The organism is Marivirga sp. (genome assembly GCF_035704835.1).
Taxonomy (GTDB): Bacteria; Bacteroidota; Bacteroidia; order Cytophagales; family Cyclobacteriaceae; genus Marivirga.
Genome location: NZ_DASSWQ010000066.1, coordinates 1 through 24,478, shown reverse-complemented (window position 1 = coordinate 24,478; position 24,478 = coordinate 1). Strand labels below are relative to the sequence as shown.

Sequence of the window (24,478 nt, the reverse complement as noted above, 5' to 3'; positions counted from 1 at the left end):
CCTGACAGGTCTATTTATTTTATATTGTAATAAACTTCTTACCAAATCTACTGACTAACTCGATTACAAAATGAAAAGCAAATTAATTTACACTATAATAATATCTTTTTTTATCATTCAAAACACTTTAGCTCAATATCCAGAAATTCTAAGTCTGGAGGAACAAGCTAAAGTTGAAGATGAAATTTTGAAGGAACGTTTTGAAACGGTCCTGCCTGAAATAATGGAACGTACTGGCATAGATATGTGGCTCATCATTTCAAGCGAATATAATGAAGATCCTGTGATTAAAACCATGTTGCCTTCTACCTGGATGGCTGCACGAAGAACAACCATGTTAGTCATTTATCAGCCAGAAAAAGGTGCTGAACTCCAAACGCAGGCTGTAGCCAGATACGATGTAGGGGAGATTTTCAAAAGAGCCTGGAATCCTGAAATGCAATCTGACCAATGGAAAAGATTGGCAGAAATTATAGAAGAGAAAAACCCAGAAAAAATCGGGGTTAATATGTCCAATGATTTTTCTCATGCCGATGGGTTGGTAAAATCAGAGCATGATTTATTGATGAATGCACTTTCAAAATCACAACAGAAAAAAGTGGTTTCTGCTGAAAAATTAGCAGTAGGTTGGCTAGAAACACGCACAGAAAGAGAAAGAATACTATACGAGCAGCTATGCAATATTGCGCATAAAATTATAGCCAAAGGATTTTCATTAGAAGCCATTACCCCTGGAGTGAGTACTACTGATGATTTGGTTTGGTGGTATCGTCAGGAAATCAATAAACTTGGATTAAAAACCTGGTTTCATCCAACAGTGGATGTACAAAGAGCAGATCCTGAAAGTTTTGATCATTTACGAAGCTTCAGCAAAAGGCCTGATTTGCAAATTATTCAGCCCGGTGATTTATTGCATGTAGATTTTGGTATTACTTATTTAAGATTGAATACGGATACACAACAGCACGCTTATGTATTGAAGCCAGGAGAAACTCGAATCCCTAATTATCTGGTAAAAGCATTTGAAGAAGGGAAGAAAGTGCAAGACCATTTGACCAATCAATTTAAAATTGGCAGAACAGGGAATGAAATGTTGTTAGCAGCATTGGAAGAAGCTAAAGCAGAAGGATTGAAGCCTTCAATTTACACGCACCCGATTGGCTATCATGGTCACGCTGCAGGTCCAACTATCGGAATGTGGGATTCACAGGGTGGAGTTCCGGGAAGTGGCGACTATCCTTTATATCCTAATACAGCCTATTCTATAGAGTTAAATGCATCGGTTTTCATTAAAGAATGGAATAAAGAAATCCGCATCATGCTGGAAGAAGAAGCCTTTTTTGATGGAGAGAATATTTACTATATTGATGGAAGGCAGGAAGCTATCTATGCTATTCCTAGGTAAGTCAAACTTTTTCTCATAATCTACTTAGGAGATTCCTGAAATTTATTTCTCGTTTCCTTCATCACGAGTTATAAATTTCGGGAATGAAGATACTGGTTGACTTGTGCTTTGTTACTTTTAACTCAAAGCACTTTTATTCTAATTTTCCTTTTCTTTAAATGGGTATTATTTAATTTGCTGACCAGATTATTAGCTTTATCAGACTTCACAGCCACAAAAGCACAATCTTGCTTGAGTTCAATTATACCCAATTCTTCTTTCGTTAATTTTCCTTCTTTCATAAAAAGCCCAGCTATATCGCCTTTTGAAATTTTATCTTTCCTTCCGCCTGAAATGAAGAGTGTTTCAAATTTTTGACTTCCATCTTCGCCTTTTTCAATTTCTTGAAGGGAGATATAATCTGATGGAATAAAATCAGGCAATTGCTCATCGGGCGATTGCAGGACATAGGCCGTCCCGCTTTGATGCATTCTTGCTGTTCGGCCATTTCTGTGCGTGAATTCTTCTGCTTTTATGGGAAGGTGATAATGGATGATAAATTTGATTTCTGGCACATCTATTCCTCTTGCAGCCAAATCTGTGGCTAAAAGTAAATGATAAGTTCCATTTCGGAATTTGATTAAAGCTCGTTCTCTGTCATTCTGCTCCAGTCCTCCATAAAAACTTCCATGCGGAATATTCATTGAATTTAAAAATTCACTTACTCTATCGATGCTGTCTTTAAAATTACAGAATACGATACTTGGTTGGTTTCCGATTTGATTTATCAATTCAACTAGCGTTTCCAGCTTATCCTTTTTGGCACTTTTCACCACTTTGATGGAAAGCTTTTTGTTGCCTTCATGAAGATAGTTGATAAAAAACGGATCTCTCAACCCAACAAATGCAGGAATTTTCTTAGGTTCGGTTGCTGAGGTTAAAATTTTTCTTCGGATTTGAGGAAGTTCCCAGATAATGGCTTTCATTTCAGCTTCAAACCCTATTTCTAAGGATTTATCAAATTCATCTAAAACCAGCGTCTTAATACTTTTTACCGCAAAACTTTCTCGTTCAATATGGTCTGCAATTCGGCCGGGTGTTCCAATTAAAATGGCAGGTGGATGTTGTAAATCAATTTTATCTTTCGATCCTGCTCTTCCTCCGTATATTGCGTTTGCCTTATAACCACTTCCCATTTCTCTCACCACTTGCTCAATTTGCAAGGCTAATTCGCGCGAAGGAACGATAATCAATACTTGAATTTCTTTAGATTCTGGATCGAGCGATTCAATGATCGGCAGTAAAAAAGCTAATGTTTTCCCACTGCCGGTTGGTGAAAGTAGAATGGTATCTTCTGAAGTTTTCAGCACTTGAAGTGCTTCTTTTTGCATGGGATTTAAGCCATTAATACCCAATTTAGCTAAAATTTCAGCCTGAGATTTGATTTTTTGAACCATTTAGCAAAGCTACGGAAAATAAGCTGAAATGCTTTTATTTATCAATTTGAAGAAATCTCACTATTATATTCCTTGGCTAAAGCATAAGTAGAGCAAAATTGAATACCTTTGATGCTCCATTATAATTATAATTGCTCTTCTTTATGTCTTTTTCAGGATTTAATTTACCACTTGCTCTTCACACTGCATTAGAAAAACAAAATATTAAAACCCCATTTCCTATTCAGAAGGAAGTAATACCATTGGCACTAAATGGGAAAGATGTTTTAGGAATTGCCAAAACAGGTTCCGGTAAAACATTAGCTTATATTTTGCCTATTCTTACCAAATTAAACTTTTTTCCTGACAGTAAAAATCGGCATCCGCAAGTTTTAATATTAGTGCCTACGCGTGAATTAGCACAACAGATATTGGAAGTATTTAAGCTTTTTGTAGATCCCAATAGAAATCAAAGCAAAGTATTAGCTGCCTTTGGCGGCACCTCTATTAACCCTCAGATGCAGGGGATGGGAGAAGTGAAAATCTTAATTTCCACACCAGGAAGATTATTGGACCTGGTTTCTTCCAATGCTTTAAAATTAGGTGGTTTACAGCTTCTAGTGATTGATGAGGCAGATAAATTATTAAATTCTAATTTCAAAAAAGAGCTGGATGATATTTTAAAACTCATTTCCGGTACTGTCCAGAAATTATTATTTTCAGCAACTTTAAGTCTTGAAGTACAAAAATTAAATCAATTATACCTTAATAAACCTGCTATCATTCAAATAGCCCAAGAGGAAGAAAAAACTGAATTAATTAAGCAATCAGCTTTTGCGGTGGAAGCCAGTCAAAAAGGCCCTTTTCTTCGCTATCTAATTAAGTCAAAGGACTTAAAGCAAGTGATGGTTTTTACTTCATCCATAACTACTGCTGATAAAGTAGCAGATAAATTAAGAAAGAATGGGGTAGATGCTTTAGCGGTCCACAGTAAGAAAAGTCAGCAAGCCCGTAAAGAATCATTGCAGGATTTTAAAGAAGGAAAAATTAATGTATTGGTTACCACCGATTTACTTTCGAGAGGTATTGATATTGCATATTTGCCTTTTGTGATTAATTATGAATTACCTCGGTCGCCTAAAGATTTTGTTCACAGAGTAGGAAGAACAGGCAGAGCAGAACATTCAGGAGAGGCCATATCCTTGATTTCTTCAGAAGAGCATCATCATTTTGAGGTCATTCAAAAGAAAATAAAGCAAAAAATAGAATTGCAAGATATTTCCGGATTTGATTTACACGGCTATTAAGAAATCCAGTAAAGAAAAAGTAGATTGATAGATATTTCTTCAAATTCGTTATCTTTAATCTTATGAAGAATGGCCAAAATGATATGACAAGAGTATATAGCGATACAGAACTTATTATAAACAGGCTAAGTGCTGAATTAGCTAAATTTGGAATACCGTCTATAGTGAAAAATGAATTTCATTCAGCTGTAATGGCAGGTTTTGGCGCCTCTCCCCATTCTGTTGATTTGTACGTTAAAGCCTCGGATTTGGAGGAGGCAAAGCGGTTAATTCAGGATTTAATGAAGGAAAATTGAGTCTTAATTTTCCGGCATGACGTAGCTCTATTAATCGAAATCAGGTTATTAAGATTTGTTTACCATAGTAGAAGCCGCCTGTGCAGTTGGGAAAATCAACACATCTGCTAAGTTTACGTGTGCAGGTCTCGTTGCCATAAATAAAATTAAATCAGCTATATCTTCTGGTTTTAAAGCATCGTATCCTTCATAAACGGATTTTGAACGATTTTCATCTCCCTTAAATCTCACTAAAGAAAATTCAGTTTCCACCAAGCCTGGCGCCACTTGTGAAACTTTAATACCGTGTTTATTCAAATCCATTCGCATAGAGCTGTTCAAAGCATCTACAGCATGTTTGGAAGCACAATAAACATTTCCATTCGGATAAGCTTCTTTTCCAGCTACTGAACCGATATTAATGATATGTCCGGATTTTTGCGCGATCATTTTTTGTATAATAGGTTGAGAAACGTACAATAACCCTTTTACATTAATGTCAATCATGGCTTCCCAGTCTTCCATATTACCATTTTCTATGGAAGCCAAACCATGAGCATTTCCGGCATTATTAATCAATACATCAATAGTTGCCCATTCTTTAGGCAAGCTTTCAATTGCATTTAAAACTGCTTTTTGGTCACGAACATCAAAATTGAGGGTTTGAATTTCTGTATGTTTGCTTAATTCACTTTTTAATTCATCCAATCGTTCTTGTCTCCTGCCAGTAGCAATAATTCTAAAGCCATTCTGACCTAAAAGTAAAGCAGTAGCTCGTCCGATTCCTGATGTTGCGCCTGTTATAAATGCTGTTTTTTTCATATTTCTTATTTTCATACCAAAATTCTCTCATAGAAGACACAGAAGGTCACAGAAAGAAATTTCATTGATTAAAAATAGTAAATAGATATTGATTGCTATAATCAGAATTGATTTAATTAATGATCCGTACTAAGCTTTCATTATCAACTAATTTTGAAACATTGAAGTTAACCAATAAGCCTAATTTTTTATTGGACAGTTTTAGGTAGGAGAGCAGCTGTTTTTTATGAACATTATGAAGAAATTCTACTGATTTGATTTCTACGATGATGTGATTCTCTACTAAAACATCTATTTTGTAGCCTAATTCTAATTTAATCCCTTTGTAAACCACTGGTAAACCAACTTGGCTTCTTGCAGTATGCCCTATTTTATGTAGTTCATACATCAGTGCAGCCTCATATACACTTTCTAATAATCCTGTTCCTAATTCTTTAAAGACAGTGAATATTGCTCCTCTAATTTGGTAGGTTAAGTCGTTTAAACTCATGGGCTTGATTTAATGGTTGAAAATTCAATAGAATTTCTAAACTAAAAAAATATCTTTAATCCTGAAAATATTATGCTTTTGCTGAATGTGAGTGCTCACAGAATACTCAGAAAAACACAGAAATTGAGGTTTAATTCTTATTTTTTACAAGGAAGGTATTTGAAGCAACAAAAGGTAGACAAAGCCATTAATTAGTAAATAGATATAATTACTTTTCTGTGGTCTTCCGTGTCTTCTGTGAGCGTTACCTTTTCCCAAAGACAAACCGATCTTTTCCCTGCATGTCCCCCATAACTTTCACATCTTTGAAACCGTTATCTTGCATTAGCTTTTTAACTTCTTTCCCGAATTGCTCATTAATTTCAAAGTATAATGCTCCACCTTGTACTAAATGCTTAAAAGCAAGTTGTGTGATTCTTTCATAAAATTTTAAAGCATCATGGTCGGGTACAAATAAAGCTGTATAGGGCTCATGCTCATATACTTTTGCTTCCATCTCTATTTTCTCTTTGTTCATGATGTAGGGCGGGTTGCTAATCCAGATATTGGACTTAGGCAGGTCCAAATCGTCTTCCAAAATATTTGCTTGAATAAAACTAACATTAGCATGATTAAGCATCGCATTTCTTTTGGCTGTTGCCAATGCTGAAGTGCTAATATCCACAGCATATACCTCACAATGTTTTCTTTCCTTTGCAATGGTTATAGGAATTATTCCACTACCTGTTCCAATATCTATAATTAACTGTTCGCTTAAATCCGGATGGTTTTCCAATACTAAGTGGACTAATTCCTCTGTTTCTCTTCTGGGGATCAAAACGTTTGGATTTACTAAAAACTGTCTTCCATAAAACTCTACTTTTCCTAAAATATGTTGAATAGGTTTACCAGTCTTCAGTTGAGATAAAATAGATTCTATTTTTTCATGATCCGTTGAAGAAACTTCAATTTCTTTTTCCATCAATACATCCATTCTCGAAAGCTTAAATAGGTATTCTATAATCAAGAAGGAAATAGCTTCTGCTTCACCTTCAGCTTCAAATTCTTGGATAGTTTTTTTAGTATTTTCTAAGAGTAGTTTAGTGTTCATTTGAGAATGCTTTCCTTAAAGTTCATGATTTTTTATTTAGTTTTGTCAGTGATGCGCAAAGTTGACCAATTATTTATGCAACGTGCCCTGCAATTGGCTGGTTACGGTAAACCTTCTGTTACTCCTAACCCTATGGTGGGTTGTGTAATTGTTCATGAGGGAAAAATAATTGGCGAAGGTTGGCATCAGAAAGCTGGGGAACCACACGCTGAAGTTTTGGCGATTCGCTCCGTGAAAAATCAAGGTTTGCTGAAATCTTCAATTGCTTATGTCACCTTAGAACCTTGTGCACATTATGGTAAAACACCTCCCTGTGCGGAATTACTAGTTCAAAAAGAGATAAAAAAGGTGGTAATTGGAGCAGTCGACTCTAATCCTTTGGTGGCAGGAAAGGGGATTGAAATTTTGAAAAATGCTGGAATAAAAGTGGAATCTGGAGTATTGGAGCAAGAATGTTTAGCTCAGAATAAACCATTCTTTACTTTTATGCAAAAAAATCGTCCGTATATTATTTTAAAATGGGCGCAAACGGCTGATGGTTTTATTGCAAGAGATAATTTTAACTCCAAATGGATAAGCAATACTTTATCTAGGCAATTAGTACATAAATGGCGGACAGAAATTGATGCTATTTTAATAGGTAAAAATACTGCTAAATATGATAATCCAACTCTTACAGCTCGTGATTGGCCGGGTAAAAATCCTATTCGGTTCGTAATTGATCATCAATTAGCTTTAGATAAAGATTTAAACGTTTTTGATGGTCAGCAAAAAACTATTGTGTTTCATTCTAAAGCGGAACAAATCAAAAGGCAGGGATTGGAAATGATTGAGTTGGAGGAGGAAGATTTTTTAACAGATATGATAAAATATCTGCATCAAAAAAAAATTCAGTCTGTTTTGGTGGAAGGGGGAGCGCAAACTATTCAATCTTTTATTAATGCAGGATTATGGGACGAAGCTAGAATTTTCACAGCGCCCATCATATTTGAAAAAGGAATAAAAGTTGCGGAACTAAAAAATCATCAACTCGTTTCCCAAGAAAATATTCAAGATAAAAACCAAACTGATGTTTTATCAATTTATTATAATTCATCGAATAATATAAAATCTTAAATCTAGTATCTAAATATCTCAAAAAATGTCAGAATCATTATTAATAGATGTAAACGCATCGAAAGAAGAAAAATACAAAGCGTTAATTCCACAAATAAATGCTTTAGTAGATGGAGAAGAGGATGTGGTGGCAAATCTGGCCAATATTTCAGCTGCTTTAAAAGAAGCTTTTGGCTTTTTATGGATAGGTTTTTACATGGTGAAAAATGGTGAACTGGTGTTAGGGCCATTCCAGGGACCGATTGCTTGTACACGTATTCAAAAAGGAAAAGGTGTTTGTGGTTCTGTTTGGGCAAATGCTGAAACTATCATAGTGCCTGATGTTGAAGCTTTTCCAGGACATATTGCGTGTAGTTCTGCTTCTAAATCTGAAATAGTAGTGCCAGGTTTTAAAAATAATGAAGTGGCATTGGTTTTGGATATTGATAGCGATGAGCTCAATACATTTGATAAAACTGACCAGCAATATCTGGAAGAATTGATGAAAACAGTTTCTAAATTTTTATAAATAGAGCCTATTAGGCAATTATCAATGCAATTAAGTTAAGGAAATTTCTTTAACGCCATTTTCGCTAAAGCGAAAAAAAATAACCTTGGTTATTTTTTTTCGAATTCTAGGGAAACACTTGACATCAAAGCTTAACTTAATACCATTGAGGCAATTACAAGAGGGTCACTTGTAGTGAGTTGAAATCAAGAAGCTAATGACACACGTTTTTTGCAATTTAATTTTAGAATCCATTTAAGAATTATTTAATGAATACTGATAAAGCATCCATAGGTCACTTTTTTCAGGAATTACAGTCTGACATTTGTGATAAAATCACCGCAACTGATGGGAAAGGTAAATTTCAAATTGATGATTGGAGGCATGCAAAAGGTGGCGGGGGAAAATCTCGATTATTGCAAAATGGAAATATTCTTGAAAAGGCGGGCGTAAATTATTCTGCTGTTGAAGGTCCAGCACCAAAAGGATTGTTGAAAACCTTAGAAATTAACGATAGTCAGACGGATGACTTAAGTTTTTTCGCAACTGGTGTTTCCATAGTGATGCACCCATTCAGCCCGTTGGTACCTATCATTCACATGAATGTGCGCTACTTCGAATTAAGCAATGGAACGTATTGGTTTGGAGGCGGTATAGATTTAACTCCACATATTATTGATAAATCACAAGCACAGTATTTCCATCAAGAAATTAAAAAAGTCTGTGATAAACATGATGCTGACTACTATCCCAAATTCAAAAAATGGGCGGATGATTATTTCTATTTACCCCATCGACAGGAAACACGCGGGGTGGGAGGTATTTTCTTTGATCGGCTTTCTGATGATGAAAAGCACAGCAAAGAAGATATTTTTGCTTTTGTGCAAGACATAGGTAATCTATTTGCACCTGTCTACAGTCAACTTATGGAAATCAATAAAGACAAAAGCTTTTCTGAGGAACATAAAAAGTGGCAGTATTTGAGAAGAGGAAGATATGTGGAATTCAATTTGGTGTGGGACAGAGGAACAAAATTCGGCTTGCAAACAAATGGTAGAACAGAATCCATTTTAATGAGTATGCCGCCTCAAGCTAATTGGGCATATGATTATGAGCCGAAATTGGATTTTGAAATGGATACATCTTCTTTATTAAATAAAGAAATAGACTGGGTGAATATTCTGTGAGTTCTTTTTAGGTCATTTGTGAGTAAACTCTTAATTTCCCCAAATTTTTAAAGAATGCTAGAAACTTTAATTGAATTAGATAAAGAGCTTTTCTTATTTCTGAATGGTTTACATGCTGATTGGTTAGATCCCATCATGCTTTTTATCACAGAGCGTAATCCGTGGATTCCACTTTATGCATTGATTTTGTTTTTTGTAATTAGAAGATTGAGGTGGCAAAGCTGGTCAATGATGCTTGCATTTGCCTTATTAATTACCTTGGCTGATCAAGCATCCTCTGGTTTTTTTAAACCATTTTTTGAAAGATTAAGACCTTGCCATGAGCCAGGAATTCAGGATTTAGTTCACATGGTAAAAGGTTGTGGCGGCCAATATGGTTTTGCCTCAAGTCATGCATCTAATACTTTTGCTTTAGCATTCTTTCTATGGTTTATTTATAGAAATATTTATGCTAAAATAATGATCGGTTGGGCTATAGTGGTTTCCTATTCAAGAATTTATGTGGGAGTTCACTATCCTGGAGATATAATAATGGGAGCTATCTTAGGGGTGTTAGCTGCTTGGATTACCTATCAATTATACAAAAGAATTTTCCCTAATCACTTAGAGAAAATTCATGGTATTGTATAGTGTCTCCTTGTAGGAAGCTCCGATAGGGATAGATTTTGCTTTTATATGCACAGTCAAATCTTCAATGAAATCTATTTTTTCAATGTTTACAATAAATGATCGGTGCACTCTAACAAATCTATGGAGAGGTAATTTCTTTTCAACACCTTTCATGGTGTGATGTACTATATATTTTTTTGCTTCTGTATTAATTACTACATAATCAGCTAAAGCTTCCACAAACAGAACATCTTGTAATTTTAAATGAACGATTTTGCCATCACTCTTGATGAAAATATGTTCTATTACATCTTTTTTCTTTCTAAAGGCTTCAATATTTTTTTGTGCTTTGGTGATGGCTTGAGCAAATCTGTCGTATTCAAAAGGTTTTACTAGATAATCAGTTACTTTTTGTTCAAATGCATCAACCGCATAGCTATCATTTGCAGTTACAAGGATGACTTCATAGCCATTATTTAATCGCTGGGTTAATTCAATACCGGTCATTTCTGGCATCTGTACATCCAGGAAAATAATATCAACTTCGTGTTCTTCTAGTAATTCAAGAGCCTTCGCAGCGCTTTCTGCCTCCGTTACTAATTTAAGTCCATTAGTTTCTTTGATTTGTTTAGAAATATATTGTCTGAAAATGGGATCATCATCCACAATCATACAATTCAATTCTGAAGCCATAGTGTAGTTGGTTAGTTAGTTTTATTGATCAGTTTGTGTACATATTTCCCAATTATATCGAATTCTAAGTTCACTTCATCGTTTTTTTTCATTTTTTTAAAGCTTGTATGCTCAAATGTGTAAGGGATGATTGCGACACTAAACTTTTCTTCCGTAACGTTGAAACAAGTGAGACTCACGCCATTGATGCAAATGGAGCCTTTTTCAACCAAAACATTCTCAGTGGAATCATAAGAAAAGTCAAAAAGCCAGCTTCCATCTTCATCTTTGATATTTAGGCATTTTCCTTTCCCATCTACATGACCTTGAACTATATGTCCGTCTAATCTACCATTCATAATCATGCATCTTTCCAGGTTAATGAAATCGCCTTCTTTTAAAGCTCCTATGGAAGATTTTTGTAGTGTTTCATTTACAGCTATAACTGTATGGGCATTAGGATGCAATTCTACTACGGTTAAGCAAACACCATTATGAGAAATACTTTGGTCTATTTTTAATTCATTTGAGATATCGCTCTGTATGGTAAGCTTTAAATTGCTTCCCTCTTTTCCAGCTGATTTAATTTCTCCCAATGATTCTATTATTCCTGTAAACATTATGTAATATTAATAAAAGTAAATGGATTGGAAAACAGCTTTTTCTCTAAATGGTTTACAATTTCAAATTAGATTATCGCATTTTATTTCTTTTAATAAGAAATTCTGCCAATACCTTTTGAATATCATCATTTATATTGACTCTTGTTAAATCCACTTTGTACTGATGACATTTCAATGCGATTTGTTTATAGTATTCGCCTACTTTCTCGTGATAAGTTTCTTTTATTTGAGAGGGGTTTAATTTCATTTTTTGCCCACTTTCTAAGTCTTCAATAATGTAAGGGCGGTCTTCCAAATCAAAATCTAATTCTGTTGCAGGCTCATTTACCTGGAAAAATAATACTTCATGTTTACGGTGCTTAATGTGTTGAATGGATTTAAAAAATTCTTCTAATTGCTCTGGTTTCGTCATCAAATCACTAAAAATGATAACAAGAGAACGTTTATGGATTTTTTCTGCTACAATATGAAGACTTTGACTTATTTCAGTGCTTTTGTGTTGTTGGTTTTGGTGCAGGATATTTTGGAGATGTACAAAAATGTTTTGTAGATGTGCTCTGGTTGACTTGGCTTCAGTGAAGACATCGATTTTATCTGAAAAAGAAATTAAACCGACTGCATCTCTTTGTCTTTGTAGTAAATAGGCAAGGGTAGAAGCCGCCAAAATACTAAACCTAATTTTCCCATTATTTTGAGTAGGATAATACATAGAAGAGCTATTGTCCAACAAGATATAGGCTCTTAAATTAGTCTCCTCATCGTATCTTTTAGTGTAAAGTCTGTCCGTTTTAGCATATACTTTCCAATCAATATGTCGGGTGCTTTCTCCAGTATTGTACAATCTATGCTCTGCAAATTCTACCGAGAATCCATGGAAAGGGGATTTATGCATACCCGTAATAAATCCTTCTACAAGCTGTTTAGCCAATAAATCTAATGAAGGTATTTCAGGCAGATTTTCTAAGGATATATTCATAGATATTATATACTTATTTATTTAAAGTTATGTTTTGGCAATTTAATAAGGTCAATTTGCAAAAGTGTAAGGGTTTATACTATATTTAAGCCAAATAATAAAAAAACAACATTTAAGAAAGAGTAGTGAAAGAGTTTATGGAAAGAGAACAGGAAGAATTATTTTCAAAGAGAGTAAGGGCAGGAAAGAGAACTTATTTTTTTGATGTAAGAACAACGAAGGCTAACGATTATTACTTAACCATCACTGAAAGCAAAAGAAAACCTAAAGATGATGGGTTTACTTTTGAAAAGCACAAAATATTCTTGTACAAGGAAGATTTTAACAAATTTGTAAATGCTTTAAACGAAAGTGTTGACCATATCAAAACTGATTTAATGCCAGAATTTGACTTCACTCAATTCGACAGAGAAGAAGATGATGATTCAAGCTGGGATTAATTTCATTTAAAATATTATAAAATCAATAAAGCTTCTATCTACTTATAGGAGCTTTATTTCTTATTTTCGTTGATTGAATTTTAATTTTCAATCAATTGCATTGATTTATAAATTCTATGTCAGAACTTTGAAACTCTTTGTAGAATTTCAATTTCTGAACTTTGATTTGATGTATAAATCCATAATTAGACCTTTATTATTTCAGCTATCTGCTGAAAAAGCCCACCACTCTACCTTTTCTTTAGCTAAATTTTTCTTCAATATACCTGGAATAAAATCTTTCAATCGAAATTTATTTCAATTAAAATCCCCAAATCTAGAAAAAGAGCTTTTCGGTTTAAAATTCCCTAATCCAGTTGGCTTAGCTGCAGGTTTTGATAAGGATGCAAAGTTAATTGATGAATTGGCATCCTTGGGTTTCGGCTTTATCGAAATCGGAACCATCACACCAAAAGCACAGCCAGGCAACCCGAAACCAAGATTGTTCCGACTTCAAGAAGATGGTGGTATCATCAATCGAATGGGCTTTAATAATCAAGGAATTGAATCAGCTATCAAGAATCTGAAAAAGAGAAAAAGCAAAGTAATCATTGGTGGAAATATTGGTAAGAACAAAGTGACTCCTAATGATGAAGCTTTTAATGATTATGAAAAATGCTTCCTTCAACTTTATCCTTATGTGGATTATTTTGTAGTGAATGTAAGTTCTCCTAATACACCTGGATTGCGCGAATTGCAAGAAAAAGAGCCGCTTATGCAGTTGCTTAATCATTTAATGCAGCTCAATCAGCAGCAAGAAAAAACGAAACCAATATTACTAAAAATTGCTCCTGATTTAACCAATCAGCAACTGGATGATATCATTGAGATTGTTAGAGAAACTAAAATTAATGGTGTAATAGCTACTAATACCACCATCAGCCGTGATGGGTTAAAAACCTCACAATCAACTATTGAGAAAATAGGAAATGGCGGATTGAGTGGAAAACCTTTAGGGAAAAGAGCTACGGAAGTAATCCGATATTTAAGTGAAAAATCTAATCAAGCTTTTCCAATCATTGGAGTTGGAGGAATCATGACAGCCGAAGATGCGCTAGAAAAACTAGAAGCAGGCGCAAGTTTGGTGCAACTCTACACTGGTTTTATTTACGAAGGGCCAGGCTTGATTAAAAAAATCAATAAGGCTATTCTTGAAAAATCAATGGCTTAAAATTACTATCTGCTAATTGCAGAATAGAAATAAAATCAGCATTTTTCGGGTAAAAAACTGTTTATCATGGAACAAAGTGCTGTAACTGCCATATTACTTCCTTTAGCTTTAGGAATAATCATGCTGGGTATGGGAATGACTCTCACTCTCAATGATTTTAAGAAAGTAGCCCTCTATCCAAAAGCAGCTTTAGTTGGATTGGTAAGTCAACTCATTCTATTGCCTTTGATTGGTTTTGGTTTAGCCGCTTTGCTTTTTACGATTCCAGAACTGGCAGTGGGTTTGATTTTAATAGCGCTTTGTCCAGGTGGAGCAACTTCCAATTTAATATCTCATTTAGCGAAAGCTGATTTAGCTTTATCTATAAGTTTAACAGCTATAAGCAGCATCATAACCAATTTCAGCATTCCGATTTTATTGAATATTGCATTAGCGCATTATATGACAGGTGAAAAAGCAATTACACTTCCTTTCTTTAAAACCTTTATTCAAATCTTTTTAGTCACTATTTTTCCTGTGGTAATAGGAATGATTATCAAGAAAAAAAGTCCTCAATTTGCATTGAAATCTGAAAAAGCAATGAATATAATTTCTACTGTTTTTTTCATCTTGATTTTGTTAGCTGCAATATTGAAAGAAAGAGAGAATATTATCCCTTATTTTGAGCAAGCAGGAGTGGCGGCTATTATTTTGAATATATCAGCATTATTGATAGGCTTTATTTTAGGAAAATTATTTGGCTTAAATAAAAGGCAAAGAAGCTCCATTGCTATTGAGACGGGTATTCAAAATGGAACCTTAGCTATTGCTCTGGCGCTGAGTCCTGCCATATTGAATAACACACAAATGGCGGTACCCGCAGCAATCTACAGCTTATTGATGTTTGTGACCGCTGCTGTAGTTATTCTGATTTCTAAAAAACAAAATTCGCAAGAGGCTTTAAAAGAACTATCTTTATCATAAATCTAAAATTATCAAACATGACTAAAAAATTATGGATTATTGGAGCTTTAATGCTGACATCCCTGTGGGTTATTGCGCAAGATCAAGCCGAATTAGTAAAAAACACTATTCAAAAAAGTACCATTAAAGGACATATTTACTTTTTAGCTTCTGATGAACTAGCTGGAAGAGAAACAGGAACCCCAGGAATTGATGTTGCTGCTAAGTATTTAGCCACCACTTTTATAAGATATGGAGTTTCTCCTGTTGAAGGAGCTACGGAAGGTTATTTTCAAGAAGTTCCATTAGTTAAAAATGTTTCTCCTAATGCTTATGCACTTCAAGTGGGTGATGATGCAGTTAATCCGGAGAACTTATTGAGAGTGGAAGGCTCGGGAGTTGATTTAGAATCAGAATATGTGTTCCTTAATTATGGAACAGAGGAAGATTTCGACAATAAGAAAATTGAAGGTAAGATTGCTGTTGTATTGGCTGGTCAGAAAGATAATCAAGATTACAGATTTGTTTATCAGGCAAGTGCTAAGAAATCAAGCTTGGCGAAAGAAGCTGGTGCTGTAGGGATAGTTGAATTACATACTGATAATCTAGATAATTGGAAGACATTTAAAAGTTTTATGGGGAGAGGTTCTTCCATAGGTTTTAAATCTGAAAATAATGGCAAATCTAGCTTTTTCAAACTTTGGGTAAATGATTCAGACAAACAGTGGTTGGATAAAATTGATACAAGAAAGCAGCCGGAGTTGAATATAATTATTGGTGAAGCCATGCAATTGCCAATTCCTTCCAAAAATGTGGTGGGTATGGTGGAAGGCACTGATCCTGAATTAAAAAATGAATTTGTAATTTATTCCGCTCATTATGACCATTTAGGAATTGGAAAGCCAAATGCTGAGGGAGATTCAATTTACAATGGTGCTCGCGATAATGCTGTAGGAGTTGTAACAGTAATGAGTGCTGCTGAAAGCATTGCAAAAAATCCGACCAAGCGTTCTGCTTTATTTATTTTGTTTACTGCCGAGGAAAAGGGTTTGTTAGGCAGTAAATATTATGTTGAAAATCCACTTTTGCCATTAGACCAAATGGTTTATTGTTTTAATAGTGATAATGGTGGGTATAATGACACTAGCATAGCTACTATTATTGGCTTGGAAAGAACAACGGCTGGAAAGCATATCAAAGAAGCAGCTGAAACCTTTGGACTAAAAGCCATTGATGATCCTGCGGGTGAGCAAGGCCTTTTTGATAGAAGCGACAATGTGAATTTTGCTAAAAAAGGAATTCCTGCGCCAACTTTTAGTTTAGGCTTCACGGCTTTTGATGCTGAAATTGGGAAATACTATCATCAGCAGTCTGATAATCCTGAAAGTATTGATTATGATTATTTAGAGCAGTTCTTTAGAGCTTTTGTTCTATCTGCTCGTTTAATTGCCAATGATGAGGAAACTCCTTTCTGGACGGAAGGTGATAAATATTATGAAGCGGGTATAACGCTTTATGATAAAAAATAATTGCAATAGCTTCCTGAAATAAAAATTCAGGAAGCTATTCTACTTCAATTTCAAAGATCCATTTTTTCTGTTCAGTGAAATTATCAACTCCTATACTAGTCGATAAAACAATTTCAACAGTTTCCAAACCACGAAAACCTTCTTTAGCTTGAAATTGATATTCTCCCCAATTCATTTTACTAATCTGATAATTTTCAGCTTGCTTTCGAATTTCATATCCTCCTTCTGTTGGAATAGCATCTGCTAACTTATACTTATATAACTCTGTTCCCTGAAGTGTTATTTTGATAGTGTCTGTTTCCAATTCACTTTCCATATTATCGTTACAGCTTATGAAACATAAGCTAAATAACGCACTTAATAGATAAATTTTCATAGCTTTTATTTTTTTAAAAGACCCTAAAATAATTTAATAGGTTGTAAGCATCACATCGATGACCGTAAATGTAACTCCTGTTACAAACAAAGCCTCTGCAAAAATCGTATCTTTGAAAAAATTATTGTTTAACTAGTAAATAAATGTTATGAATCATAAAAACATTAGCGCACAGGAATTTGATAGACTTTCAAAAGAGCCTAATACTGAAATTATAGATGTTCGCTCACCGGAAGAAAAGGTAGAGGGTTTTATTGAAGGTGCCAAAGTAATCAATATCATGGGGCCTACTTTTGCAGATGATATCAAAGAATTGGATACAGATAAAACCTATTTAGTGTATTGCAGAAGCGGAAATAGAAGTAGCACAGCTTGTGGGTTTATGGCTAGCAATGGTTTCGATAAACTATATAATTTGGATGGTGGTATCCAAGCTTGGAATCAGTACAAAAAATTATAATTTTTAACAATGGAAGCTTTAGAAGTAAAAAATGTAAAGTGTGGAGGTTGTGCAGACGCTATAAAAAATGGACTTTCTGAACTTGAAGGTGTTGATGTTAAAAATATTGATATACCAACAGGTAGGTTAGAATTTGAAAGTAAAGGACTAACTCCATTATCCACAATAAAGAAAAAATTGGATAGCTTGGGTTATCCTGTAAAATAAGAGTAATGGCAAGTTTTGGAGATTTAATTAAAAGTGATACACCTGTTTTGGTTGATTTCTATGCCGATTGGTGCGGGCCTTGCAAAATGATGGCTCCTTATTTAGAAGAGGTAGCACAAAAAATGAAGGGCAAAGTGAAGGTGATTAAAGTGGATGTTGATAAAAATCAGCAAGCATCTGCAAAATATCAGGTACAAAGTATTCCCACTTTAATTTTATTTCAAAATGGGCAAATCAAGTGGAGGCAAGCAGGAGTAGTGGACCCTAATACCATAATTTCTCATATCAATAATCTTAATACTTGAGATGAAGCAAAATAAATTATTGCTTCCAGTTTTAGCAGTCTTTACTTTAGGTTTAGCTCCTTATTTTCCTGAGCCTCATTTTTTCGGTAAAGTCCGTTGGATTTTAGGTGGGGCAGAAGGTATGCAGGCTGGAGATTACTTTGACTTACTGATGCATGGTGCACCATGGGTCTTTCTATGCTATCGATTGGTGGGGCTGTTGATTAAGCGTTTGAGAAAACAAAAAATATAAAGGAAATGCTCACTTTATTTATGGTGAGCATTTCCTTTTATTTTTAAACAGTCTCCAGGAAAGTCCGAAAGGAGACACATTTGTCTTGAAACTTTTGGTAGTGTTCATCTCTTAATCTAGGGGCTTCTTCTGACATATATTTTTCCAGCTTGTCCAATTCATCAGTAAAATACTGAACAGCATATGTTTCTCCTTCCCCCTCAGTTTCATTAAGTAATCGCAACATTTTATGATCGTGGAAAAAACCAGTAGCCAAAATTTCTGGAATATGGATTTCTTTCATCCAGTTCACCCAGGATTCTTCTACCTCTTTTTCAACATTCACAGTAACATTATAAATAATCATGGTGTTTTTCAATTTTTTTTTTACAAATTTGACACTTTGTTTCGTTTCTAAAAAACATTTTTGTCGTCTTGTTGTTATTTTTTTTACTTATCAATCAATAAATATTTAACGCAAATTATTAAACTTTAATTTAAACAGGTAAGTAGAAAGGAGAGAAGCATTGTGAGCAGTTATTCAATTAAAGATTTAGAGCACCTATCTGGTATTAAAGCACATACACTAAGGATTTGGGAGCAACGTTATAATTTTATCGAACCTAAGAGGACCGATACCAATATTCGCTATTATAGTGATGAAGATTTGAAATTGGTATTAAACATTTCTACTCTTAAGGAAAATGGATATAAAATTTCCAAAATCGCCAAGATGAGCGAAGATGAGTTGGGTAAGGAAGTTTTAAAAATTGCAGAAACTAATCTTAGATTTCCAGACCAGATCAATTCATTAACCTTGAGTATGATTGATATGGATGAAGATAGGTTCGAAAGTATACTCAATAATAATATTCTTAAGTATGGATTTGAAAAAACCATGTTGAATATTATTTATCCATTCTTAGCTAAAATTGGAATGTTATGGCAGACGGGAAGTATACTACCCGCCCAAGAGCATTTCATTTCCAATTTGATTCGTCAGAAAATGACTGTAGCCATTGACGGACAATACGTTACTGAGAGAGAATCAAAAGGCAAATGGTTATTATATTTACCAGAAGGTGAATTACATGAACTTTCTTTGATGTTTGCTTCATTCTTATTGAGAGCTAGAAAGTTTAAAGTGATTTATTTGGGGCAAAATTTACCTATATCAGATTTATACGCTGTTAAAGGAATACATGAACCTGATTACGTTTTAACCATTTGTACTGCTGCACCGAAAAAATCTGAAGTTCAAGAATATATAGATGAAGTTGCTGAATTATTTAGCAGTGCAACAATGTTTGTAGGGGGCTTTCAAGTAATCGGACAAGATATTAAAAGGAAGAAAAACGTGGAATTCATTATGAAGATGGAAGATTTACTTGATTTCATCAATGAAAAAGATATGGAACTTTCTCCAAAAAGGCCAGAAGGTCATAAAAATATGAAGTACGAATAAATAATATTGAAGTGATGAATTAGAAAGCTATCCAAATGGATGGCTTTTTTTATGCGCTCAAATGTAAGTTTTAGCCTTTACGATTTCTTTCCAAACCACAGTTTTGATTAGGGTTATATAAAAGAAATAATTACAGTGAAGTAAAGTTTGATTTTGTTCAACATTTCTTAAACTTTTTTATTAGATGTATATACATGTAAAAATGTGTGTTTAAATCACTTTAATGAGGTTTTATAGTGTTTTGGGTGCTTTTCTTGTGGTAGGTTAGTTGATTATGTTTAACTAAATAATAAAAATAATTAAACAAAATATTTGGTTATTGTTTAATTAAAGTGTAGTTTTGTTAAACAACATTAAAAACTGACAATCATGACAGCATTAGAATTTGGTTACGCGATTAATAACATGACGAAATCTATGAAGCCCTTTGCGCTAAGGCTGACAAAGGACATGGAGCAGGCAAATGATTTAATTCAGGAAACTGTGTTAAAAGCATTTTCAAACCGTGAAAAATTTTCTGAGGGTACTAACTTGAAAGCATGGTTGTTTACCATAATGAAAAACACTTTCATTACTAATTATCAAAGAATGGTTAGAAGAAAGACTTTCATTGATACCACTGAAAATTTACATTTCATTAATTCAACTGAAAATATTGCTCAGAATTCAGCATATGGTTCTTTTGCGATGGCGGATATTGTAGGTCAGATTTCTAAGTTAGATGATGTTTATAAAGAACCATTTATGATGCATTTCAGAGGTTTCAAATACCATGAAATCGCTGAGAAATTAGAAATTCCAATTGGAACTGTAAAAAATAGAATACACATTGCCAGAAAAGAGTTGAAAGATGCTCTTAAAATATACGCTTAATACTAATTTGCTTTTTCATTTAAATTAGAATGATAGTAATTATGTAATCATCTAAATTAAGTGGCGATTTTTGTTTAAATTAGTGTTGAATTTGGTCTAATTAAATTCATTAATGGCAAATAAGAAAGTAGTAGTAATTGGTTCTGGTTTTGCAGGTTTATCTACTGCAACCTACCTCGCCAATGAAGGCTGTGATGTTACAGTTTTAGAAAAAAATAAAGATTTAGGAGGAAGAGCCCGTCAGTTCAAAGCTGAGGGCTTTACTTTTGATATGGGTCCAAGCTGGTACTGGATGCCAGATGTTTTTGAAAAATATTTTGAGACTTTCGGTAAGAAAGTATCAGATTATTATCAGCTCCAAAGGTTGGACCCTTCTTACCATGTAGTTTTCGGTAAAGATGATATTTTGAAAGTGCCTGCCAGTATGCAGGAGTTTAAAAATATGCTAGAGGAACTAGAGGCTGGAAGTGGAGCTCAGCTTGATAAATTCTTAGAACAAGCAGCTTACAAATATGAAAAGGGCATAAACGATTTAGTTTATAAACCTGGTCGATCTCTTACCGAATTTATGAGCATAAAATTGCTTTTCGATATGGTGAGAATGGATATTTTCTCATCCATTTACACTCATGTGAGAAAGTTTTTCAAGCATGAACGTATCATTCGTTTAATGGAATTTCCCATTTTATTCCTTGGGGCTCTTCCAGAAAATACACCTGCACTTTACAGTTTGATGAATTATGCAGATATCAGCTTAGGAACATGGTATCCTAAAGGCGGGATGCATAAAATTGTAGAAGGCATGGTGAAATTGGCAGAAGAGAAAGGTGTGAGATTTATGACTGATCAAGAGGTTCTTTCAGTCGATTGTAAGGGAAATCTAGCCAAAAGAGTTATAACCAAAAATAATGCTTACGAAGCTGATGTAGTGGTTTCTTCTGCTGACTATGAACATACAGACCAAAATATTCTTCCTGAGAATTTAAGAAATTATGATACCGAATATTGGGAAAGTCGAACGATGGCACCATCTTCTCTAATTTTCTATTTAGGAATAGATAAAAGGATTGAAGGATTGGTGCATCATAATTTATTTTTCGATCATGATTTTGGACCTCACGCACAAGAAATTTATGAAAATCCGAAATGGCCAAACGAGCCATTATTTTATGTCAGTGCACCCTCCAAAACAGATGATACCGTAGCTCCATCAGGAAAGGAAAATATTTTTATCCTAATGCCAGTTGCTCCAGGTTTGGAAGATAATGAGGAAATAAGAGAGAAATATTATAACTTGATTATGGACAGAATGGAGAAGATACTAGGAGAAGATATCAAGAAATATGTAATTTATAAGCGAAGCTATGCGCATAATGATTTCATTAAAGATTATCATTCTTTTAAAGGGAATGCTTACGGCTTGGCAAATACTTTAAAGCAAACAGCTATTTTAAAGCCTGCTTTGAAAAACAAAAAACTGAAAAACTTTTATTATGCAGGACAGTTAACTGTGCCCGGACCAGGCGTTCCTCCTTCCTTGATTTCAGGTCAGGTAGTGGGTAAAGAAGTAATGAAAGATTTGAATAAGAATTAAAAGCATGGATGCTAAAGAGTTATTTAATCAAACCACATTTGAATGCAGTAAGCTGATAACCAATAGGTACAGCACTTCCTTCAGTTTGGGCATCAAAAGTCTTGATAAGAAATTTCATTATCCTATTTATGCTGTTTATGGTTTTGTTCGCTATGCGGATGAGATTGTCGATACGTTTCATGAAAAGGACAAAGCTGCGCTTTTAAAAGATTTTAAAGCACAAACTTACGAGGCAATCGAAAATCAAATCAGCTTAAACCCTGTTTTGCATTGCTTCCAAATGGTAGTCAATGAATTTCAGATAGATCATTCATTAATAGAGGCATTTCTACACAGCATGGAGATGGATTTATTGGATATTGACTACGAACAATCTTCTTATGAAGAATACATTTATGGCTCTGCTGAAGTAGTTGGTTTAATGTGTTTAAAGATTTTTTGTGAAGGTGATGAAAATGAATATCAGAGGTTGTTGCCTTCGGGAAAAAGCTTAGGGTCAGCATTTCAAAAAGTAAATTTTTTGCGTGACATTAAATCTGATTATCACGAAAGAGGAAGAGTTTATTTCCCAGGAGTAGATTTTAATGATTTTTCAGTATCTCATAAAGAAAAGATTGAAGCTGATATTCAAAAAGATTTTGACCATGCATACCAAGGAATAGTACAGTTGCCGAGAGGCGCAAGGTGGGGAGTTTATTTAGCCTATACTTATTATTTAAAATTATTTGATAAGATAAAGCGATTTCCTCCTAATAAAATTTTAGAAGAGAGAGTAAGAGTTCCTGATTCAAAAAAACTATTTCTATTGTTGGGTAGTTATGTGAAACACCAGTTTAATACCCTATAAAAGACACCCATGATGAACCTCAACGTTAAAATCGACAATAGTTCCGGATTCTGTTTTGGTGTGGTTTATGCCATCGAAATGGCAGAGGATATGCTTGATGAACAAGGATATCTATATTGCTTGGGAGATATAGTGCATAATGATGAGGAAGTAAAAAGGCTTGAAGCTAAAGGATTGAGAATTATCGACCGAGAAGCTTTAAAAGAATTGAAAGAGGAAAAAGTTTTAATCCGTGCCCACGGAGAACCCCCTTCAACTTACAAATTAGCCATTGAAAACAATCTTACTTTAGTGGATGCTTCTTGTCCAGTGGTGTTGAAATTGCAGAATAGAATTAAGAATTCTTTTGACAAAAAAGAGCTAATCTATATATACGGTAAGCATGGCCACGCAGAAGTAGAAGGTTTATTAGGACAGACCAATCAGGAAGCAGTGGTTTTTCAGGATATTAGTGAATTGGATATTGACAGTTTGCCAAGAGAAATGACCTTATACAGTCAGACCACCAAAAGCACTGACAATTTCTATAAAATAAAAGAAACCTTGACTGAAGCAGGTATAAGCGTAAATGCCAATGATACTATTTGTAGACAAGTTTCCAATAGAGATAAAGAATTAAGGTCATTCGCAGGAGAATTTGACAAAGTTATTTTCGTTTCGGGAACAAAATCATCTAACGGTAAGGTTCTATATAATGTATGCAAGGATAAAAATCCAAATACATATTTCATCTCAAACACTACTGAATTAGAGAAGAGCTGGTTTAAGGCAAACGATTCAGTTGGGATTTGCGGTGCTACTTCCACACCTATGTGGTTGATGGAACAAGTTCGAGATGAGTTAATGAAATATTAATTTTAGTTTAATGAAGTTTTAAAGATGTCAGAAGTATTGACTATATTATTTTATGCTTTTTTAGTTGTAGGAACCTTCTTTTTCATGGAAGGAGTGGCTTGGTTTACGCACAAATACATCATGCACGGATTTCTATGGACATGGCATAAATCCCATCATAAAGTGCATAATCATAAATTGGAAAGAAATGATTTGTTCGCAGTGGTTTTTAGTGTGCCGTCTGCTGGACTAATTATGGCAGGAATTGAATTTCCGGAAGTAAGATGGTTATTGTTTGTTGGAATAGGAGTGGCATGCTATGGCGTATTCTACGTGCTTTTCCACGATATTTTAGTGCATAGAAGAGTAAAGTTAAAATTCAAAGCTGAAAATTCATACCTGAAAAGAATGATGAGAGCACATTACGTCCACCACGAAGTACACACCAAAGAAGGTGCAGAGGCTTTTGGATTTTTATATGCCCCAAAGAAATACGATCCCAAAAAAGAGAAGAGTAAAGCTTAATATTGAATTATTATTCATTTTTTTAAGTAGTCGACCCTTAAAAACTATTTAGTCGACCCTTAAAAACTAATTAATACATTGATTATCAATTATTTAATTAATAAAAAGCTTTGATTTTTTTGCAAGTTTTCGTATTTTCCTGACAGAAACCTTGCAAATATTGATGCATGAAACCCATTAAAAAAG

The 24,478-nt window shown here is 34.2% G+C and carries 30 protein-coding genes; 21 read left to right on the top strand and 9 right to left on the bottom strand.

All coding sequences use genetic code 11. From position 1 onward, the window contains the following. The first annotated feature begins 70 nt into the window (after positions 1 to 70). Positions 71 to 1,405 carry a M24 family metallopeptidase gene (locus tag VFM92_RS10515; protein WP_325122178.1) on the top strand — a complete coding sequence of 445 codons (1,335 nt, stop codon included), beginning with the start codon at positions 71 to 73 and terminating at the stop codon, positions 1,403 to 1,405. A 122-nt stretch (positions 1,406 to 1,527) separates the two neighbouring features. On the opposite strand, the gene VFM92_RS10510 is transcribed toward VFM92_RS10515, so the two are convergent. Further along, a complete protein-coding gene (locus tag VFM92_RS10510) occupies positions 1,528 to 2,775 on the bottom strand; it encodes a DEAD/DEAH box helicase (RefSeq protein ID WP_325122177.1) in 1,248 nt (415 codons plus the stop codon). Positions 2,776 to 2,984: 209 nt separating this feature from the next. Here VFM92_RS10510 and VFM92_RS10505 point away from each other — a divergent pair, with 209 nt between their 5' ends. Both VFM92_RS10505 and VFM92_RS10500 read left to right on the top strand, forming a co-directional pair. Next, positions 2,985 to 4,127 carry a DEAD/DEAH box helicase gene (locus VFM92_RS10505; RefSeq protein WP_325122176.1) on the top strand — a complete coding sequence of 381 codons (1,143 nt, stop codon included), beginning with the start codon at positions 2,985 to 2,987 and terminating at the stop codon, positions 4,125 to 4,127. A gap of 83 nt (positions 4,128 to 4,210) precedes the next feature. Beyond that, positions 4,211 to 4,423: a putative signal transducing protein gene (locus tag VFM92_RS10500; RefSeq protein WP_325122175.1), complete on the top strand. Its 213-nt coding sequence runs from the start codon at positions 4,211 to 4,213 to the stop codon at positions 4,421 to 4,423. 48 nt (positions 4,424 to 4,471) lie between these two features. On the opposite strand, the gene VFM92_RS10495 is transcribed toward VFM92_RS10500, so the two are convergent. The 3 genes from VFM92_RS10495 to prmC form a co-directional block, all read right to left on the bottom strand. Further along, positions 4,472 to 5,224, bottom strand: a complete 753-nt coding sequence (locus VFM92_RS10495; protein WP_325122174.1) for an SDR family NAD(P)-dependent oxidoreductase — start codon at positions 5,222 to 5,224, stop codon at positions 4,472 to 4,474. Positions 5,225 to 5,336: 112 nt separating this feature from the next. Continuing rightward, positions 5,337 to 5,714, bottom strand: a complete 378-nt coding sequence (locus VFM92_RS10490) for a GxxExxY protein (RefSeq protein ID WP_325122173.1) — start codon at positions 5,712 to 5,714, stop codon at positions 5,337 to 5,339. Between the two features lie 244 nt (positions 5,715 to 5,958). Beyond that, entirely contained in the window at positions 5,959 to 6,804 is an 846-nt protein-coding gene (prmC, locus tag VFM92_RS10485; protein WP_325122172.1) for a peptide chain release factor N(5)-glutamine methyltransferase, read from the bottom strand. A 24-nt stretch (positions 6,805 to 6,828) separates the two neighbouring features. On the opposite strand from prmC, the gene ribD reads away from it, so the two are divergent. From ribD to VFM92_RS10465, 4 genes are all read left to right on the top strand, one after another. Beyond that, on the top strand, positions 6,829 to 7,920 hold the full coding sequence (ribD, locus tag VFM92_RS10480) for a bifunctional diaminohydroxyphosphoribosylaminopyrimidine deaminase/5-amino-6-(5-phosphoribosylamino)uracil reductase RibD (RefSeq protein ID WP_325122171.1): 1,092 nt from the start codon (positions 6,829 to 6,831) through the stop codon (positions 7,918 to 7,920). Positions 7,921 to 7,945: 25 nt separating this feature from the next. Beyond that, positions 7,946 to 8,428: a GAF domain-containing protein gene (locus tag VFM92_RS10475; RefSeq protein ID WP_325122170.1), complete on the top strand. Its 483-nt coding sequence runs from the start codon at positions 7,946 to 7,948 to the stop codon at positions 8,426 to 8,428. A gap of 248 nt (positions 8,429 to 8,676) precedes the next feature. Continuing rightward, positions 8,677 to 9,594, top strand: coding sequence for an oxygen-dependent coproporphyrinogen oxidase (gene hemF, locus VFM92_RS10470; RefSeq protein ID WP_325122169.1), 918 nt, complete (start codon positions 8,677 to 8,679; stop codon positions 9,592 to 9,594). Between the two features lie 54 nt (positions 9,595 to 9,648). Beyond that, positions 9,649 to 10,224, top strand: a complete 576-nt coding sequence (locus VFM92_RS10465) for a phosphatase PAP2 family protein (RefSeq protein WP_325122168.1) — start codon at positions 9,649 to 9,651, stop codon at positions 10,222 to 10,224. On the opposite strand, the gene VFM92_RS10460 is transcribed toward VFM92_RS10465, so the two are convergent. The 3 genes from VFM92_RS10460 to VFM92_RS10450 all read right to left on the bottom strand — a co-directional run bounded on the left by VFM92_RS10460 (position 10,198) and on the right by VFM92_RS10450 (position 12,474). Then, positions 10,198 to 10,896: a LytTR family DNA-binding domain-containing protein gene (locus VFM92_RS10460; RefSeq protein WP_325122167.1), complete on the bottom strand. Its 699-nt coding sequence runs from the start codon at positions 10,894 to 10,896 to the stop codon at positions 10,198 to 10,200. The two genes, VFM92_RS10465 and VFM92_RS10460, sit on opposite strands and share 27 nt — an antisense overlap. Positions 10,897 to 10,907: 11 nt before the next feature. Continuing rightward, positions 10,908 to 11,495 carry a riboflavin synthase gene (locus VFM92_RS10455; RefSeq protein WP_325122166.1) on the bottom strand — a complete coding sequence of 196 codons (588 nt, stop codon included), beginning with the start codon at positions 11,493 to 11,495 and terminating at the stop codon, positions 10,908 to 10,910. 73 nt (positions 11,496 to 11,568) lie between these two features. After that, entirely contained in the window at positions 11,569 to 12,474 is a 906-nt protein-coding gene (locus VFM92_RS10450) for a DUF58 domain-containing protein (RefSeq protein WP_325122165.1), read from the bottom strand. Between the two features lie 137 nt (positions 12,475 to 12,611). Between VFM92_RS10450 and VFM92_RS10445 the strand changes: the two genes are divergently transcribed. The 4 genes from VFM92_RS10445 (at position 12,612) to VFM92_RS10430 (ending at position 16,595) form a co-directional block, all read left to right on the top strand. Next, positions 12,612 to 12,914 (top strand): DUF3276 family protein, encoded by a 303-nt coding sequence (locus VFM92_RS10445; protein ID WP_325122164.1) that lies wholly within the window; start codon positions 12,612 to 12,614, stop codon positions 12,912 to 12,914. A 169-nt stretch (positions 12,915 to 13,083) separates the two neighbouring features. Then, the gene (locus VFM92_RS10440) at positions 13,084 to 14,124 is read left to right on the top strand and encodes a quinone-dependent dihydroorotate dehydrogenase (protein WP_325122163.1); all 1,041 of its coding nucleotides are present in this window, start codon (positions 13,084 to 13,086) and stop codon (positions 14,122 to 14,124) included. A 66-nt stretch (positions 14,125 to 14,190) separates the two neighbouring features. Next, positions 14,191 to 15,087, top strand: a complete 897-nt coding sequence (locus VFM92_RS10435; RefSeq protein WP_325122162.1) for a bile acid:sodium symporter family protein — start codon at positions 14,191 to 14,193, stop codon at positions 15,085 to 15,087. Positions 15,088 to 15,104: 17 nt separating this feature from the next. Beyond that, positions 15,105 to 16,595, top strand: coding sequence for a M28 family peptidase (locus tag VFM92_RS10430; protein ID WP_325122161.1), 1,491 nt, complete (start codon positions 15,105 to 15,107; stop codon positions 16,593 to 16,595). Between the two features lie 34 nt (positions 16,596 to 16,629). Here VFM92_RS10430 and VFM92_RS10425 read toward each other — a convergent pair whose 3' ends face one another. Next, on the bottom strand, positions 16,630 to 16,971 hold the full coding sequence (locus tag VFM92_RS10425; protein WP_325122160.1) for a hypothetical protein: 342 nt from the start codon (positions 16,969 to 16,971) through the stop codon (positions 16,630 to 16,632). 148 nt (positions 16,972 to 17,119) lie between these two features. Between VFM92_RS10425 and VFM92_RS10420 the strand changes: the two genes are divergently transcribed. From VFM92_RS10420 to VFM92_RS10405, 4 genes are read left to right on the top strand one after another with little or no spacing between them, the layout of a single operon-like run. After that, positions 17,120 to 17,431 carry a rhodanese-like domain-containing protein gene (locus tag VFM92_RS10420; protein WP_325122159.1) on the top strand — a complete coding sequence of 104 codons (312 nt, stop codon included), beginning with the start codon at positions 17,120 to 17,122 and terminating at the stop codon, positions 17,429 to 17,431. A 9-nt stretch (positions 17,432 to 17,440) separates the two neighbouring features. Further along, positions 17,441 to 17,638 carry a heavy metal-associated domain-containing protein gene (locus VFM92_RS10415; RefSeq protein ID WP_325122158.1) on the top strand — a complete coding sequence of 66 codons (198 nt, stop codon included), beginning with the start codon at positions 17,441 to 17,443 and terminating at the stop codon, positions 17,636 to 17,638. Between the two features lie 5 nt (positions 17,639 to 17,643). Then, positions 17,644 to 17,943 (top strand): thioredoxin, encoded by a 300-nt coding sequence (gene trxA / locus VFM92_RS10410; RefSeq protein ID WP_325122157.1) that lies wholly within the window; start codon positions 17,644 to 17,646, stop codon positions 17,941 to 17,943. Position 17,944: 1 nt separating this feature from the next. Then, positions 17,945 to 18,175, top strand: coding sequence for a hypothetical protein (locus tag VFM92_RS10405; protein WP_325122156.1), 231 nt, complete (start codon positions 17,945 to 17,947; stop codon positions 18,173 to 18,175). A 43-nt stretch (positions 18,176 to 18,218) separates the two neighbouring features. Here the strand turns inward: VFM92_RS10405 and VFM92_RS10400 are convergent, their stop codons facing one another. Further along, positions 18,219 to 18,521 carry a DUF4286 family protein gene (locus tag VFM92_RS10400; RefSeq protein WP_325122155.1) on the bottom strand — a complete coding sequence of 101 codons (303 nt, stop codon included), beginning with the start codon at positions 18,519 to 18,521 and terminating at the stop codon, positions 18,219 to 18,221. Positions 18,522 to 18,683: 162 nt separating this feature from the next. On the opposite strand from VFM92_RS10400, the gene VFM92_RS10395 reads away from it, so the two are divergent. The 6 genes from VFM92_RS10395 (at position 18,684) to VFM92_RS10370 (ending at position 24,292) form a co-directional block, all read left to right on the top strand. Beyond that, the gene (locus VFM92_RS10395; protein ID WP_325122154.1) at positions 18,684 to 19,619 is read left to right on the top strand and encodes a MerR family transcriptional regulator; all 936 of its coding nucleotides are present in this window, start codon (positions 18,684 to 18,686) and stop codon (positions 19,617 to 19,619) included. Positions 19,620 to 19,988: 369 nt separating this feature from the next. After that, complete coding sequence (locus tag VFM92_RS10390) at positions 19,989 to 20,492, top strand: RNA polymerase sigma factor (protein WP_325122153.1); 504 nt, start codon at positions 19,989 to 19,991, stop codon at positions 20,490 to 20,492. Between the two features lie 112 nt (positions 20,493 to 20,604). After that, positions 20,605 to 22,086 (top strand): phytoene desaturase family protein, encoded by a 1,482-nt coding sequence (locus VFM92_RS10385; RefSeq protein ID WP_325122152.1) that lies wholly within the window; start codon positions 20,605 to 20,607, stop codon positions 22,084 to 22,086. A gap of 4 nt (positions 22,087 to 22,090) precedes the next feature. Further along, on the top strand, positions 22,091 to 22,933 hold the full coding sequence (locus VFM92_RS10380) for a phytoene/squalene synthase family protein (protein WP_325122151.1): 843 nt from the start codon (positions 22,091 to 22,093) through the stop codon (positions 22,931 to 22,933). Positions 22,934 to 22,942: 9 nt separating this feature from the next. Beyond that, a complete protein-coding gene (locus VFM92_RS10375) occupies positions 22,943 to 23,788 on the top strand; it encodes a 4-hydroxy-3-methylbut-2-enyl diphosphate reductase (RefSeq protein ID WP_325122150.1) in 846 nt (281 codons plus the stop codon). A gap of 24 nt (positions 23,789 to 23,812) precedes the next feature. Beyond that, a complete protein-coding gene (locus VFM92_RS10370; protein ID WP_325122149.1) occupies positions 23,813 to 24,292 on the top strand; it encodes a beta-carotene hydroxylase in 480 nt (159 codons plus the stop codon). The last annotated feature ends 186 nt before the right edge of the window (positions 24,293 to 24,478 follow it).

What these genes read in the sequence shown, in the direction of transcription:
- VFM92_RS10515 (WP_325122178.1), top strand. Translation starts at nt 71, where the DNA reads ATGAAAAGCAAATTAATTTACACTATAATAATATCTTTTTTTATCATT.
- trxA (WP_325122157.1), top strand. Translation starts at nt 17,644, where the DNA reads ATGGCAAGTTTTGGAGATTTAATTAAAAGTGATACACCTGTTTTGGTT.
- VFM92_RS10390 (WP_325122153.1), top strand. Translation starts at nt 19,989, where the DNA reads ATGACAGCATTAGAATTTGGTTACGCGATTAATAACATGACGAAATCT.
- VFM92_RS10475 (WP_325122170.1), top strand. Translation starts at nt 7,946, where the DNA reads ATGTCAGAATCATTATTAATAGATGTAAACGCATCGAAAGAAGAAAAA.
- VFM92_RS10370 (WP_325122149.1), top strand. Translation starts at nt 23,813, where the DNA reads ATGTCAGAAGTATTGACTATATTATTTTATGCTTTTTTAGTTGTAGGA.
- VFM92_RS10495 (WP_325122174.1), bottom strand. Translation starts at nt 5,224, where the DNA reads ATGAAAAAAACAGCATTTATAACAGGCGCAACATCAGGAATCGGACGA.
- VFM92_RS10460 (WP_325122167.1), bottom strand. Translation starts at nt 10,896, where the DNA reads ATGGCTTCAGAATTGAATTGTATGATTGTGGATGATGATCCCATTTTC.
- VFM92_RS10385 (WP_325122152.1), top strand. Translation starts at nt 20,605, where the DNA reads ATGGCAAATAAGAAAGTAGTAGTAATTGGTTCTGGTTTTGCAGGTTTA.
- VFM92_RS10500 (WP_325122175.1), top strand. Translation starts at nt 4,211, where the DNA reads ATGACAAGAGTATATAGCGATACAGAACTTATTATAAACAGGCTAAGT.
- VFM92_RS10490 (WP_325122173.1), bottom strand. Translation starts at nt 5,714, where the DNA reads ATGAGTTTAAACGACTTAACCTACCAAATTAGAGGAGCAATATTCACT.
- hemF (WP_325122169.1), top strand. Translation starts at nt 8,677, where the DNA reads ATGAATACTGATAAAGCATCCATAGGTCACTTTTTTCAGGAATTACAG.
- ribD (WP_325122171.1), top strand. Translation starts at nt 6,829, where the DNA reads ATGATTTTTTATTTAGTTTTGTCAGTGATGCGCAAAGTTGACCAATTA.
- VFM92_RS10415 (WP_325122158.1), top strand. Translation starts at nt 17,441, where the DNA reads ATGGAAGCTTTAGAAGTAAAAAATGTAAAGTGTGGAGGTTGTGCAGAC.
- VFM92_RS10405 (WP_325122156.1), top strand. Translation starts at nt 17,945, where the DNA reads ATGAAGCAAAATAAATTATTGCTTCCAGTTTTAGCAGTCTTTACTTTA.
- VFM92_RS10425 (WP_325122160.1), bottom strand. Translation starts at nt 16,971, where the DNA reads ATGAAAATTTATCTATTAAGTGCGTTATTTAGCTTATGTTTCATAAGC.
- VFM92_RS10440 (WP_325122163.1), top strand. Translation starts at nt 13,084, where the DNA reads ATGTATAAATCCATAATTAGACCTTTATTATTTCAGCTATCTGCTGAA.
- VFM92_RS10465 (WP_325122168.1), top strand. Translation starts at nt 9,649, where the DNA reads ATGCTAGAAACTTTAATTGAATTAGATAAAGAGCTTTTCTTATTTCTG.
- VFM92_RS10505 (WP_325122176.1), top strand. Translation starts at nt 2,985, where the DNA reads ATGTCTTTTTCAGGATTTAATTTACCACTTGCTCTTCACACTGCATTA.
- VFM92_RS10375 (WP_325122150.1), top strand. Translation starts at nt 22,943, where the DNA reads ATGATGAACCTCAACGTTAAAATCGACAATAGTTCCGGATTCTGTTTT.
- VFM92_RS10450 (WP_325122165.1), bottom strand. Translation starts at nt 12,474, where the DNA reads ATGAATATATCCTTAGAAAATCTGCCTGAAATACCTTCATTAGATTTA.
- VFM92_RS10455 (WP_325122166.1), bottom strand. Translation starts at nt 11,495, where the DNA reads ATGTTTACAGGAATAATAGAATCATTGGGAGAAATTAAATCAGCTGGA.
- VFM92_RS10400 (WP_325122155.1), bottom strand. Translation starts at nt 18,521, where the DNA reads ATGATTATTTATAATGTTACTGTGAATGTTGAAAAAGAGGTAGAAGAA.
- VFM92_RS10435 (WP_325122162.1), top strand. Translation starts at nt 14,191, where the DNA reads ATGGAACAAAGTGCTGTAACTGCCATATTACTTCCTTTAGCTTTAGGA.
- VFM92_RS10380 (WP_325122151.1), top strand. Translation starts at nt 22,091, where the DNA reads ATGGATGCTAAAGAGTTATTTAATCAAACCACATTTGAATGCAGTAAG.
- prmC (WP_325122172.1), bottom strand. Translation starts at nt 6,804, where the DNA reads ATGAACACTAAACTACTCTTAGAAAATACTAAAAAAACTATCCAAGAA.
- VFM92_RS10445 (WP_325122164.1), top strand. Translation starts at nt 12,612, where the DNA reads ATGGAAAGAGAACAGGAAGAATTATTTTCAAAGAGAGTAAGGGCAGGA.
- VFM92_RS10430 (WP_325122161.1), top strand. Translation starts at nt 15,105, where the DNA reads ATGACTAAAAAATTATGGATTATTGGAGCTTTAATGCTGACATCCCTG.
- VFM92_RS10510 (WP_325122177.1), bottom strand. Translation starts at nt 2,775, where the DNA reads ATGCAAAAAGAAGCACTTCAAGTGCTGAAAACTTCAGAAGATACCATT.
- VFM92_RS10420 (WP_325122159.1), top strand. Translation starts at nt 17,120, where the DNA reads ATGAATCATAAAAACATTAGCGCACAGGAATTTGATAGACTTTCAAAA.